This window comes from Pseudocitrobacter sp. CD920760 (assembly GCF_057782505.1).
In genome coordinates this window covers 2,960,294-2,973,875 of the sequence record NZ_CM173490.1, presented here as the reverse complement: position 1 = coordinate 2,973,875, position 13,582 = coordinate 2,960,294, and the positions used below count along the sequence as shown (strand labels likewise).

Annotated in this window: 12 protein-coding genes and 1 other RNA gene; 8 read left to right on the top strand and 5 right to left on the bottom strand. The window is 53.5% G+C overall.

Annotated elements, in window-relative coordinates; all coding sequences use genetic code 11:
- Positions 1-12 precede the first annotated feature (12 nt).
- From AC1MKH_RS13940 to AC1MKH_RS13915, 6 genes are all read left to right on the top strand, one after another.
- Positions 13-564 carry a glutathione peroxidase gene (locus AC1MKH_RS13940; RefSeq protein WP_276220006.1) on the top strand — a complete coding sequence of 184 codons (552 nt, stop codon included), beginning with the start codon at positions 13-15 and terminating at the stop codon, positions 562-564.
- The gene (gene btuD / locus AC1MKH_RS13935; RefSeq protein WP_276220007.1) at positions 564-1,310 is read left to right on the top strand and encodes a vitamin B12 ABC transporter ATP-binding protein BtuD; all 747 of its coding nucleotides are present in this window, start codon (positions 564-566) and stop codon (positions 1,308-1,310) included. The genes AC1MKH_RS13940 and btuD overlap by 1 nt, the downstream gene beginning before the upstream one ends.
- Positions 1,311-1,431: 121 nt before the next feature.
- Entirely contained in the window at positions 1,432-1,893 is a 462-nt protein-coding gene (locus AC1MKH_RS13930; RefSeq protein ID WP_015964185.1) for a C40 family peptidase, read from the top strand.
- A 281-nt stretch (positions 1,894-2,174) separates the two neighbouring features.
- Complete coding sequence (locus AC1MKH_RS13925) at positions 2,175-2,888, top strand: EAL domain-containing protein (RefSeq protein ID WP_276220008.1); 714 nt, start codon at positions 2,175-2,177, stop codon at positions 2,886-2,888.
- A 61-nt stretch (positions 2,889-2,949) separates the two neighbouring features.
- Positions 2,950-4,392, top strand: a complete 1,443-nt coding sequence (selO, locus tag AC1MKH_RS13920; RefSeq protein WP_276220009.1) for a protein adenylyltransferase SelO — start codon at positions 2,950-2,952, stop codon at positions 4,390-4,392.
- Complete coding sequence (locus tag AC1MKH_RS13915) at positions 4,380-4,526, top strand: hypothetical protein (RefSeq protein ID WP_276220129.1); 147 nt, start codon at positions 4,380-4,382, stop codon at positions 4,524-4,526. Before selO ends, AC1MKH_RS13915 begins: the two co-directional genes overlap by 13 nt.
- On the opposite strand, the gene hemP is transcribed toward AC1MKH_RS13915, so the two are convergent.
- The 3 genes from hemP to ppsR all read right to left on the bottom strand — a co-directional run bounded on the left by hemP (position 4,485) and on the right by ppsR (position 6,846).
- Entirely contained in the window at positions 4,485-4,673 is a 189-nt protein-coding gene (gene hemP, locus AC1MKH_RS13910) for a hemin uptake protein HemP (RefSeq protein WP_015964188.1), read from the bottom strand. The two genes, AC1MKH_RS13915 and hemP, sit on opposite strands and share 42 nt — an antisense overlap.
- 139 nt (positions 4,674-4,812) lie before the next feature.
- Positions 4,813-5,859: a 3-deoxy-7-phosphoheptulonate synthase AroH gene (gene aroH / locus AC1MKH_RS13905; protein ID WP_276220010.1), complete on the bottom strand. Its 1,047-nt coding sequence runs from the start codon at positions 5,857-5,859 to the stop codon at positions 4,813-4,815.
- Positions 5,860-6,012: 153 nt separating this feature from the next.
- Positions 6,013-6,846, bottom strand: coding sequence for a posphoenolpyruvate synthetase regulatory kinase/phosphorylase PpsR (gene ppsR, locus AC1MKH_RS13900; RefSeq protein ID WP_015964190.1), 834 nt, complete (start codon positions 6,844-6,846; stop codon positions 6,013-6,015).
- Between the two features lie 340 nt (positions 6,847-7,186).
- Between ppsR and ppsA the strand changes: the two genes are divergently transcribed.
- Together ppsA and AC1MKH_RS13890 are read left to right on the top strand one after the other, a co-directional pair.
- On the top strand, positions 7,187-9,565 hold the full coding sequence (gene ppsA, locus AC1MKH_RS13895; RefSeq protein ID WP_276220011.1) for a phosphoenolpyruvate synthase: 2,379 nt from the start codon (positions 7,187-7,189) through the stop codon (positions 9,563-9,565).
- 195 nt (positions 9,566-9,760) lie between these two features.
- Entirely contained in the window at positions 9,761-12,130 is a 2,370-nt protein-coding gene (locus AC1MKH_RS13890; RefSeq protein WP_276220012.1) for a glycoside hydrolase family 3 N-terminal domain-containing protein, read from the top strand.
- Here AC1MKH_RS13890 and rprA read toward each other — a convergent pair.
- Together rprA and ydiK are read right to left on the bottom strand one after the other, a co-directional pair.
- An RNA gene (gene rprA, locus AC1MKH_RS13885) (antisense sRNA RprA) lies at positions 12,130-12,237 on the bottom strand. The two genes, AC1MKH_RS13890 and rprA, sit on opposite strands and share 1 nt — an antisense overlap.
- Before the next feature lie 168 nt (positions 12,238-12,405).
- Positions 12,406-13,527: an AI-2E family transporter YdiK gene (gene ydiK / locus AC1MKH_RS13880; protein ID WP_276220013.1), complete on the bottom strand. Its 1,122-nt coding sequence runs from the start codon at positions 13,525-13,527 to the stop codon at positions 12,406-12,408.
- Between the last annotated feature and the right edge of the window lie 55 nt (positions 13,528-13,582).

Here is a 13,582-nt window from a genome sequence, read left to right as displayed (position 1 = left end):
AATGAGGATATTATGGAAAACGCAATTCTGAACATTGAAGTTACAACGATTGATGGTGAAAAAACGACCCTGGAACGTTTCAGAGGGAACGTCCTGTTGATCGTGAATGTGGCATCTAAATGCGGATTAACCCCGCAGTACGAACAGCTGGAAAGCCTGCAAACGTCGCTCGAATATGAAGGCTTTGCGGTGCTGGGATTCCCGTGCAACCAGTTCCTGGGACAGGAGCCGGGGAGTGAAGACGACATTAAAACGTTCTGCCGCACCACCTACGGCGTGACGTTCCCTATGTTCAGTAAAATCGACGTTAATGGCGAAGGGCGTCATCCGCTCTATCAGACCTTAACGCGCGCCGCGCCAAAAGCCATTGCGCCGAAGGGCAGCGAGTTTTATGAAAAAATGGCCAGCAAAGGTCGTGCGCCCGCGCAGCCTGGAGACATTCTGTGGAATTTTGAGAAATTCCTCGTTGGCCGTGACGGTCGCGTAGTCGCGCGTTTCTCACCGGATATGACGCCGGAAGATCCGATTCTGATTAATGCGATTCAGAAAGCACTGGTTCTGTAATGACAATGCTGATGCAACTGCAAAACGTCAGTGAGGGAATGCGTTTAACGCAGTTTAGCGCAGAGATTCACGCTGGCGAGATAATCCACCTCGTGGGGCCGAACGGCGCGGGGAAGAGTACGCTGTTAACCCGCATGGCGGGGTTAAGTTCCGGGAAAGGCGCCGTCACGCTAAACGATAAACCGTTAGGCGAATGGACCTCGCTGGAGCTGGCGCAAAAGCGCGCGTATCTTTCCCAGCATCAGTCGCCGCCATTCGCCATGCCCGTCTGGCATTTTCTGCTGTTGCATCAACATGATAAAACGGAACATATGCTTTGTGCGCAGGTAACGGAAGCGCTAGGTCTGGTAGATAAACTGGGCCGTAATGTGAATCAGCTTTCCGGTGGTGAGTGGCAGCGCGTGCGGCTTGCGGCGGTAATCCTGCAGATTCATCCTTCTGGCAATCCTCATGGTCAACTTCTGCTACTGGATGAACCCATGAACAGCCTTGATGTTGCACAGCAGGCAGCCCTTGATCGTGTGCTGGACACATTGCGCTCTCGCGGTATTGCGATAGTAATGAGCAGCCACGATCTCAATCATACGTTACGGCATGCCGACAGCGTATGGCTGCTGTGCAAAGGGCAATTAATCGCCAGCGGGACAACGGATGATGTATTAACGCCCGCTTCACTCTTTAGCGCCTATAATATTTCTTTCCAGCGTCTGGAGATTGCCGGTCACCAGATGCTGGTTGCCGGGTAAGTCTGGCCTGGAAAACGAACCAGGGGTGCCAGGGAAACATTAAGTATCATTGCTTACTTGCCAGGGAATAAGTAACCGGGCTAAATTATCGGGAAATTAAAAAAGAGAGGATTCGCCGGATATGCGATTCTTGATTATTTTTATAGCGGCTTTATTTTTGGCGGGATGTAGTCACCATGCGCCGCCCCCAAATCCAAGACTGTCGGATTCAATAACCGTAATTGCTAATTTAAACGATCAGTTGCGCAACTGGCACGGCACGCCTTACCGCTATGGTGGGATGAATCGCCGTGGAATTGATTGTTCCGGGTTTGTCTTAACCACTTTCCGCGATAAATTTGAAATGCAGTTACCGCGCGAAACGCGTCAGCAGGCGAAGATAGGCACCGAAATTGATAAAGACGATCTGCTACCCGGCGATCTGGTTTTCTTCAAAACCGGCTCAGGGGACAGTGGCCTCCACGTCGGTATCTATGATACGGATAACCAGTTCATCCATGCATCGACCAGTCAGGGCGTCACGCGCTCGTCGCTGGATAACGTCTACTGGCGCAAGAAGTTTTGGCAGGCCAGACGAATTTAATGGGTAAATGACGAAGGGGCGTGATGCCCCTTCGGCGTATTTAAATTAATGGTATTTAAAAAACAGATTACGACTCATTATTGTTTTTGTTAACAATCTGAAAGCTACCTGGTCATAGATTGTATTAATCTATGATTTTCGATTACAATCATTACATTCCAGCGAAGGAATGCGAAAATAAAACGGAAAATGAAAGCAATCCGACTAAAATCAATCGACCCACGTTTATTGTTTTGTGACTTCAGGACCCTTGAAATGACTTATCGAGAAGGGCTGTCGCAATGATTGTAACCCTTGACCGTGCCTGGCGTTCAGAGCTGTTATTTCTACCTGTCCGAAATGCTGATGGCAAACTGATTGGTTTGAAAGTCGTTGCACATTTTATTGGTGTAGAGAACTCTGTACGTATCCCGACGAATCTCATCTTGCCGAAACTGACGCCCGATGAGGAATTAGTGCTATTTCGCGAAAAGCTCGCGCTGCTTAATACCTGCCAACTGTTTTTTATTCAGCAGCAGGTGACGGCGTGGCTTGCTATTACGCCTGCGATTGCTAACGCCATACTCATGGACGCAATGCTGGCAGCCGAGGTTTCACGTTACCCGTTTGTCGAGCTGGTGGTGAGCGAACGCTTCCCTGGGCTCAACCAGCCTGACGACACTCATCCGCTCGTACTTCTGGCAAAACGCTTCCCGCTGGCGTTAGCAAACTTTGGCTCCGGTGAAGCCTCTACGCGCGCCGTATTTGCTGGATTGTTTCAGCGCATTGTTATCGATCGTCAGTTTGTTCAGCGCCAACTGTCTTCTGCATCCTTCGAGCCCTTTATTCGCGCCATCACCACGCAAGTTCAGCCCTATTGCCAAAGCATCATGATTGCGGGGATTAATACGGAATCCGCGCGTGAACGCGTATTACCTTTCGGCTTCAGCGGTATGCTGGGCGAGCTATGGCCCGCCGTGCCGGAATCCTCTCTATTGACGCTGGTGCAGGGATAACCCTGCGGATTGCCGGGTGTTTAAACGGGCATTAACTCATACACTACAGGCAGGAGGACCTATGACCCTGTCTTTTAATACCCGCTGGCGCGATGAGCTGCCAGGTTTTTACAGCGAGCTCAATCCGACGCCGCTACAGAATGCCCGCCTGATATGGCATAACACACCGCTTGCCAATGAACTCGGGATCGAACCATCCCTCTTTGCGCCTGAACGAGGCGCTGGCGTGTGGGGCGGAGAAGCCTTGCTCCCAGGAATGAGGCCACTGGCGCAGGTGTACAGCGGCCATCAGTTTGGCGTCTGGGCGGGGCAACTGGGCGATGGACGCGGCATCCTGCTGGGTGAACAGCAACTGGATGACGGCACGTCGGTGGACTGGCATCTCAAAGGCGCAGGCTTAACCCCGTATTCGCGGATGGGCGATGGCCGTGCTGTGTTGCGATCCACGCTTCGTGAAAGCCTGGCCTCGGAAGCGATGCATTATCTCGGTATTCCTACTACGCGCGCGCTTTCCATTGTAACCAGTGATACGCCCATCCAGCGTGAAACCGTTGAACAGGGCGCTATGCTCATGCGTATTGCGCAAAGTCATGTCCGTTTCGGCCACTTTGAACATTTCTACTATCTTCGTGAAATGGACAAGGTCCAGCAACTGGCCGATTTTGTTATTCGCCACCACTGGCCGCATCTTCAGCAGGAAGCGGATCGCTACGCACTCTGGTTCCGTGACGTGGTTACGCGCACCGGGCAGATGATCGCGCGCTGGCAAACGGTCGGTTTCGCGCATGGCGTAATGAATACCGATAACATGTCGATTCTGGGGCTAACGATTGATTACGGCCCGTTTGGCTTCCTTGATGACTACCAGCCGGGCTTTATCTGTAATCATTCGGATTATCAGGGACGCTACAGCTTTGAGAATCAGCCGGCGGTGGGGTTATGGAACCTGCAACGTCTGGCGCAGTCGCTCTCTGCCTTTATCGATGTTGATACGCTGAATGATGCGCTTGATGGCTATCAGCTTGCATTATTTACCGAATATGGCACGCGTATGCGTCAAAAACTGGGGCTCTTTACGGAAGAGGTGGGCGATAACGATCTGCTTAACGCGTTGTTTGCACTTATGGCGCGAGAGGGCAGTGATTACACACGTACTTTCCGTATGTTGAGCGAAACGGAACAGTTAAGCGCCGCATCGCCATTACGCGACGAGTTTATCGACCGTGCCGCCTTTGATAACTGGTTTGCGCAATACCGGGCGCGCATACAGCCGGAAGGCATCGACGATGCGAAACGCCAGCAGGCGATGAAGCAGGTGAATCCGGCAATGGTGTTACGCAACTGGCTGGCGCAGCGGGCCATTGAAACGGCGGAGAAGGGCGATTATCAGGAACTCCATCGGCTGCACGAAGCACTGAGAAATCCGTGGGTTGATCGCGACGATGATTATGCTCAGCGCCCGCCCGATTGGGGTAAACGGCTGGAAGTGAGTTGTTCCAGCTGAACAACATGCCGGGGGCGCTGCGCTTGCCCGGCCTACACATGCACCAGGACGTAGGCCTGATAAGCGAAGCGCATCAGGCAATTCTGCGCCGCTTACTTCGTCAATATCAGCTTTCCTGCCTGCGTCTGGCGTAGCAGATACTGCTGACCTTCATGTTCTATTACCACGCGGCCTTCTTCGCCTAATAACGCCTCGCTGTTAACCCGGCGATCGTGATTTTGCGGACGGGGGGTATTGTCCCTAACGGTAACGTTTTCTGCGTTGTCATCCATAAGCGTCATAAAAAAGTAAAATAGTAATAAAAACAACAATGATAAGTATTATCAATAATGAGTAAGCGTGTGCAACGTTTTTTTGTGAAAAGAGAAAGCAAAAGGGGATAAGAAACTCCCCATCGCGGGTGCGACAGGGAGGAGAGGACTAAAGGCGAGTGGCGACTGCGGCAGCCAGTTTTTCCAGCAGCACTTCGGTGTCTTCCCAGCTCAGACACGGATCGGTGATGGACTGCCCATAGGTGAGCGGCTGATCGGCAACAATCTTCTGCGCGCCTTCGCGCAGGAAACTTTCGGCCATAATACCGGCGATAGCGGTCGAGCCGTTGCGAATTTGCTGGCAGATATCATCGCAAACATCCAGCTGACGGCGATGTTGCTTCTGGCAGTTGCCGTGGCTGAAATCGACGACCAGATGTTCTGGCAAATCAAACTGATGCAACGTATCGCAGGCCGCAGCAATATCGTCGGCGTGGTAGTTCGGTTTTTTACCGCCACGCATGATGATATGCCCGTATGGGTTACCGCTGGTCTGGTAGATGGTCATCTGGCCGTTTTTATCCGGCGACAGGAACATATGGCTGGCGCGCACGGCCCGGATCGCATCGACAGCAATACGTGTATTACCGTCGGTGCCATTCTTAAAGCCGACCGGGCAGGAGAGCGCAGAAGCCATTTCGCGGTGGATTTGGCTCTCGGTGGTACGCGCGCCAATCGCGCCCCAGCTAATCAGGTCGGCGATAAACTGACCGGTCACCATATCCAGAAATTCGGTCGCGGTCGGCACGCCGAGGGTATTCACCTGCAACAGCAGTTTTCGCGCGAGCTCAATGCCGTGATTAACCCGGTAGCTGCCGTTCAGGTCGGGGTCAGAAATCAATCCTTTCCAGCCAACAACGGTACGCGGTTTTTCGAAATAGGTGCGCATCACGATTTCCAGCTGGCCCTGATGCTTTTCGCGCAGGGTTTGCAGACGACGCGCATAATCCATCGCCGCATCAAGATCGTGAATAGAGCAAGGCCCGACAATCACCAGCAAACGACGATCTTCGCCATTGAGGATCTTTTCAATCCGCTGACGAGAAGCAGTGACGCTGGCGGCAACATCCGGGGAGACGGGGTAACGCTGAGCAAGTTCAGCAGGCGTAACGAGGCTCTCAATACGAGCAGTACGCAATTCATCGGTCTTATTCATGAGTTTCTCAGAAATTTGTTTCTTCGCCAGACAAAACGCCGGGAAGTGATGCACATCACGATAAACCAATCCCGGCTGATTTCAAGAGCGGGGCGTGATGTGCATTCATTCACGGCGTTATGATAAACAAATTTTCCGCATTGTACTAGTTCGTTAGTACATTCTGCGGCTTAAACCCATGATGTCCATGATTTTGGTAGCAATTTCCTCAACAGAGTAATTGGTACTGTTTATCCAGGGGATTTGATTCTTCCGATACAGTGCTTCAACTTCCGCCACTTCCATTCGACACTGGCGCATCGAGGCGTAGCGGCTGTTTTCCCGGCGCTCTTCGCGAATCGCCGCCAGGCGCTCAGGATTAATCGTCAGGCCGAACAGTTTATGCTGCAACGGTTTGAGCGATGCAGGAAGGATCAGATTATCCATATCATCAGCGATGAACGGATAGTTGGCAGCGCGAATGCCGAACTGCATCGCCAGATAGAGGCTGGTGGGGGTTTTTCCACAGCGAGAAACGCCGAGCAAAATAACCTGCGCCTGATCGAGATTGCGCAGAGAAATGCCATCATCATGCGCCAGGGTGTAATCAATCGCTGCAATACGCGCATCGTATTTCAACAGGTTTCCCGGGTTTAGCCCGTGGGTACGATGAGCAACCGGCGTCGGATCGAGCTTAAGTTCTTCCTGAAGTGGGGCAACCAGCGCCTGTACGATATCCTGACAAAATCCTTCACACTGCAAAATGATGTCGCGGATTTCCGGGATGACAATGGAGTAGAAAACCAGCGGGCGTACGCCCGTTTGCTGATAAATCGCGTCGATCTGATCTTTCACCGCGCGGGCGCGGCTTTCACTTTCAATAAACGGCAGGGTAATGCTGTTGATGACCACGGGGAACTGCGACATCACCGCGTGGCCCAGCACCTCAGCGGTAATCGCCGTGCCATCAGAAATATAAAAAACCTGCCTGTCGACTGCATTTTCCATTTTAACAATCCAGAAAAGTGAGGTTAATTGTCTGAAAGCATAAATTAAATTCGCAGAAAACCCCACCGCATTTGTCTGATATCTGAAAATGGAACGCTATTTTTATTTTTTATGAAAAGTCCGGTTCATTTTTCTAAACATGCAGATTTCGCCCAGATTTATAACGACTTTCCCACAGAATCAGAGGGTTAACAGATTACTGGCATCAATCCTAAAAAAGAAAAATTTAATTTGCTTGAACGATTCACCGTTTTTTTAAATTGTTTAAATATGCCAGGATAATTTGAGTAGTCAGTTGTTTCTTAATCACTGCTTTTTTAATCAAAAAAGGATTGTCTCGATGTCCAACAATGGCTCGTCACCGCTGGTGCTTTGGTATAACCAACTCGGCATGAATGATGTAGACAGAGTTGGGGGCAAAAATGCCTCCCTGGGTGAAATGATTACTAACCTGTCCGATCTGGGGGTCTCGGTCCCCAACGGATTTGCTACCACTGCCGATGCATTTAATCAATTTCTCGACCAAAGCGGCGTGAATCAGCGCATTTATCAACTGTTGGATCAAACCGATATTGATGATGTTACCGCCCTGGCGAAAGCCGGTGCGCAGATCCGCCAGTGGATCATCGACACACCTTTCCAGAGCGAACTGGAAACTGCTATCCGTGACGCGTACAACCAGCTCTCTGCGGATGACGCGGACGCATCCTTTGCTGTGCGCTCCTCGGCGACGGCAGAAGATATGCCGGATGCCTCCTTCGCCGGTCAGCAGGAAACCTTCCTCAACGTGCAGGGCTACGACGCGGTACTGGTTGCGGTCAAACACGTTTTCGCCTCGCTGTTTAATGACCGCGCGATCTCATACCGTGTCCACCAGGGTTACGACCATCGAGGCGTAGCGCTCTCGGCGGGCGTTCAGCGGATGGTGCGCTCCGACCTCGCGTCTTCCGGCGTAATGTTCTCCATTGACACCGAATCCGGTTTTGACCAGGTGGTCTTTATCACCTCGGCCTGGGGCCTGGGTGAAATGGTGGTGCAGGGCGCGGTAAACCCGGACGAATTTTACGTCCACAAACCGACGCTGGCGGCTAATCGCCCGTCGATTGTACGCCGTACCATGGGTTCCAAAAAAATCCGTATGGTCTACGCGCCAACGCAGGAGCACGGCAAGCAGGTTAAAATTGAAGATGTGCCGCAGGCGCAGCGTGATGTCTTCTCGTTGACCAACGATGAAGTGCAGGAACTGGCGAAACAGGCTGTCCAGATTGAAAAACACTATGGCCGCCCGATGGATATCGAGTGGGCCAAAGATGGTCATACTGGCAAACTGTTTATCGTTCAGGCGCGCCCGGAAACCGTGCGTTCTCGCGGCCAGGTGATGGAGCGTTACACGCTGCATTCACAGGGTAAAATCATTGCTGAAGGCCGTGCTATCGGTCATCGCATTGGCGCGGGCCCAGTAAAAGTTATTCACGACATCAGTGAGATGAACCGCATTGAACCCGGCGATGTGCTGGTGACCGACATGACCGACCCGGACTGGGAACCGATCATGAAGAAAGCGGCGGCGATTGTCACCAACCGTGGCGGGCGTACTTGTCACGCGGCAATCATCGCGCGTGAACTGGGTATCCCGGCGGTGGTCGGCTGCGGCGACGCAACCGAACGCATGAAAGATGACGAGAAAGTCACCGTTTCCTGTGCAGAAGGGGATACGGGTTACGTCTACGCTGACCTGCTCGACTTTAGCGTTAAGAGTTCCAGCGTTGACACCATGCCGGACATGCCGCTGAAGATCATGATGAACGTCGGCAACCCGGATCGCGCATTTGACTTCGCCTGCCTGCCGAATGAGGGCGTTGGTCTGGCGCGTCTGGAATTCATCATCAACCGTATGATTGGCGTTCACCCGCGTGCGTTGCTGGAGTTCGATGACCAGGAACCCGCGTTACAGAACGAAATCCGCGAGATGATGAAAGGCTTCGACTCCCCAAAAGAGTTTTACGTGGGTCGCCTGACGGAAGGGATCGCCACGCTGGGCGCGGCGTTCTACCCGAAACGCGTGATTGTGCGTCTGTCCGATTTTAAATCGAACGAATACGCTAACCTGGTTGGTGGTGAACGTTACGAACCGGATGAAGAGAACCCGATGCTGGGCTTCCGTGGCGCGGGTCGTTACGTCTCCGACAGCTTCCGCGACTGCTTCGCCCTGGAATGCGACGCAGTTAAACGCGTGCGTAACGAAATGGGTCTGACCAACGTTGAAATCATGATTCCGTTCGTGCGTACCGTTGATCAGGCGAAAGCCGTGGTGGACGAACTGGCGCGTCAGGGGCTGAAACGTGGTGAAAATGGTCTGAAAATCATCATGATGTGCGAGATCCCGTCTAACGCCCTGTTAGCCGAACAGTTCCTCGAACATTTCGATGGTTTCTCCATTGGCTCCAACGACATGACCCAGCTGGCATTGGGCCTCGACCGCGACTCCGGCGTGGTCTCTGAACTGTTCGACGAGCGTAATGACGCGGTTAAAGCGCTGTTGTCGATGGCCATCCGCGCCGCGAAGAAACAGGGCAAATACGTCGGTATCTGTGGGCAGGGGCCGTCTGACCATGAAGATTTCGCTGCATGGCTGATGGAAGAGGGTATCGATAGCCTCTCCCTGAACCCGGACACGGTGGTGCAAACCTGGCTGAGTCTGGCGGAATTGAATAAGTAATCGTTTGAATAAGCCCCCGACGGTCACAACGTCGGGGGCTTTTTTATTTCTAACTTATCAGACCCGCCTTAATTTGCGACCGATCACACTCCCACTAAAAAACCAAAAAACGTAAATCTTCTGCGAATTTAGACAATTGTTGTCACGGTAGCGCTTCTGAATACTGGTTTTACTCAACCTGTTCAGGAGAAGGCTATGACCCCCATTTATAAAGATCCCCAGTATCCTGTGAACGCGCGTGTTGCCGACCTGCTGGCACGCATGACCCCCGAAGAAAAATTTGCCCAGATGCATGCCTACTGGCTTGTACTGTCTGAAGACGGTCAGCACCGGGAAAGAAGTGATATGAGCGATGAATTTTCCGGCGTCAGCGAGCAGGCATCGCTGGGCGAGCGCTTAATGCTGGGTGCCGGTCAAATCACGCGTCCGCTGGGTACGCATATTGTGGATGCGAAAACGGGCGTGCGCGCGGCTAATCGCCTGCAAAAAATGTTGATGGAAGAGACGCGTCTTGGCATTCCGGCGCTGTTCCATGAAGAGTGTCTGGTGGGCTTGTTGTGCAAAGACGCGACTTTATTTCCCTCCTCGCTGAATTACGGTTCCACATGGGAGCCTGAACTGGTCAGGCGCGCCGCGCAGCAGATTGGCGAAGAAGCGCGAACAACGGGTTGTAAACAGGGGCTGGCACCGGTGCTGGATGTGTCGCGCGATGTGCGCTGGGGGCGTACCGAAGAGACGTTTGGCGAAGACCCGTGGCTGGTGGGCGTGATGGCCTGCGCGTATGTTGATGGCCTACAGGGTGAAAAACGTGACGTGCTGGCGACGCTTAAGCACTATGTCGGTCATTCCTTTAGCGAAGGCGCGCGTAACCATGCGCCAGTGCATCTGGGTTTTCGCGAGCTCAACGATACCTTCCTGTTGCCTTTCGAAATGGCGGTGAAACTGGCGAACGCGGGTTCGGTGATGCCCGCGTATCACGATATCGATAATCAACCGGGGCACAGCGATGCCTTCCTGCTGACCACGTTGCTGCGGGAACGCTGGGGGTTTGATGGCATCGTGGTAGCGGACTACGGTGGCGTTAGCCTGTTGCATCAGCATCATGGCGTCAGTGAAGATGCCGCGCACTCGGCGGCACTGGCTTTTAATGCCGGGCTGGACGTTGAGCTGCCAAAAGATGATTGCGCGCGTCATCTGGCGCAAGCGCTGGAACGCGGGCTGATCAGCATGGCGAAAATTGATGAGATCGTCGCGCGGTTGCTCACCGAAAAATTCCGTCTGGGGCTCTTCGAGCATCCGTACACCGACGAAAGCGCCATTTCACTCCAGTCGCCCGCTACGCGTCAGGTGGCAAGAGAGGTCGCCACGCGGTCAATTACGCTACTGGAAAATCGTAACATTCTGCCGCTGGCAGGGAAACCTCGCGTGGCGGTCGTGGGGCCGACGGCGGACGACCCGCTGGCGTTGTTGAGCGGCTACAGTTTTCCGGTGCATCTGATCATCAGCGATATGGTGGATAACACGGCGCAGGTCACTACTCCGCTGGCGGCGCTGCGCAGCTATCTGAGTGAGGATAACGTTCGTTACGCCAAAGGCTGCCACATCATCAAAGAACGCCTGGCCGGTGCGCCGGTGTTCCCGGGAGACAGTTCAGGTAAGCCGATGCAATCATCCCCGGTCTCTCTCGACATCTCGCTGATTGACGATGCGGTAAACGCGGCGCTGGAAAGCGACGTGGTGATTGCCTGCGTGGGCGATCTCGCCGGGCTGTTCCAGAGCGGAACTGTCGGCGAGGGGTCAGACACCGATAGTTTACATCTGCCGGGCGTGCAGCAACAGCTGCTGGAAGCGCTGGTGGCGACCGGGAAACCGGTGATTGTGGTGATGACGGGCGGACGCCCCTATAACCTGCAAGGGCTGGAGTCGAAAGTGGCGGCATTTATGCTGGCATGGGCGCCGGGCCAGGAGGGCGGTTGGGCGATTGCCGATGTGCTGACCGGTCGTGCAGAACCTCAGGGCAGGCTGGTGGTAAGCGTGCCGAAAAGTGCCGGAGCGATGCCGTTTTACTACAACCATAAGCTGAAAAACGGCGGCACGCCGTTCGCCTTCCATTTTGGTGCGCTGTATCCGTTTGGCTACGGTCTGAGCTGGACTACGTTCGATTATGGCTCGCCGATGTTGCAGAGCGACAACGTGGATATTCATGGCGATGTCACGCTTAGCGTGACGGTAAGAAACAGCGGCGAGCGCAGCGGCAGTGAAGTGGTGCAAGTGTATGTGCGCGACAACATCGCCTCAATGGTCAGGCCGCTCCAGGAACTGAAAGCGTTCCAGCGTGTGGCACTGGTGCCAGGCGAGTCGGCCACGCTCACGTTCACGATACCTGTGGATATGCTCAATTTCACCAGCTATCAGGGGCAACGCATCGTTGAGCCCGGTGAGTTTGAGTTCCAGATTGGCCGATCGTCGGCGGATATTCAGGGGCGGGTAACGGTCAATGTCACCGGCGAGACGCGGGTTCTGCCCGAAATGTGGCGCATGATGAGTCGGTGTGATGTGAAGTGATAAAAAAAAGCCCATCGTGGGAGATGGGCAAAGACTACACACAGCAATTCATTGTTTCACTCAGGGGATTTCCATGCTTATAAATCAAGCTGTTGATTTATAACCGTGTCCTAATAGTAGGCATGCGACATTTTCACGTCGATCGGATTCGTCTCAATAGTTAAAATAGTGTGAATGATTTTTAGTTAAGACAGGTGCGGATGCCATCATTTGATGGCATCCGTTAACATAACAACGGTTTATTGATAAGAAATGCTTAAGTGGGGGCGGGAAAATTACTCTTTCTTCTCTCCGCTCATATCAAACTGTTGCAACTCTTCCAGAACCTGGTCCGGGTCGGTTGTCGGCGGGGGCACTTCATGCATCCACGCATCAAACAGACGCCAGGAGACCGCCAGCACCACAGGGCCAATAAACAGGCCAATCATGCCGAATGCCACCAGACCACCGATAACGCCAGACAGAATCAGAATCATCGGCAGATCGGCACCCATGCGAATCAGCACCGGACGGATAAAGTTATCCATGGTGCCTACCACGCAGCTCCACACCAGCAGCACGGTGCCCCAGGTGGTATCGCCGGTCCAGTAGAGCCAGATGATTGACGGTATCAGTACGATCAGCGGCCCAAGCTGTACCAGACAGGAAAATATCATCACGACCGTGAGCAGCGTGGCATACGGTACGCCAGTGATGGCAAGGCCGATACCGCCAAGAATCGCCTGCGTTAACGCGGTGACCACCACGCCCAGCGCGACGGCGCGAATGGCCTGGCCTGCCAGCAACACGGCGGCATCACCACGTTTTGACGCCAGACGAGTCGCGAAGTAGCGAATGCCAAAGGCGACTTTTTCGCCCTGCCAGTAGAGCAGCGCGCTGAACAACAGCATCAATCCACAGTGCAGCAGGAAACGGCCAATGTGCGCCGCCTGGCCGACAAACCACGTGGTGGTGGTGCCGATATAGGGGCGGACTTTGGTCATAATCGCGCTGCCGCCCATATCCAGCAGGCTGTGCCAGCCCTGATAAAGCTTTGCGCCGATAAACGGAATACTGTTCAACCACGCGAGGTCGGGCAGTTCCAGCGTGCCAGAGGTGATGTCATGCACCAGCGGCGCGCTGCCGTCGACGACGCTATTGACCAGCAAGGCGATGGGAATAACGAACAGTAAAAAAAGCAACAGTGTCATCACCAGAACCGCCAAGCCCCGGCGGCCAAAAAGCATGCGTTGCAAACGAAGCAGTACCGGCCAGGTGGCAATAACGATCGTCGCCGCCCAGGCGAAGCCCAGAATAAACGGCTGAATAATCCATAAACAAGCGATGATCATCAGAGCCAAAAACAGCACCGATAGCAGTATTTGCGGTATATCGCGAGGACGTTGAAGCGTACTCATATATCAAATTTACCTTCTTCTGTGCGCCAGAACGCTGGCGCGGCGTAAACCCTTT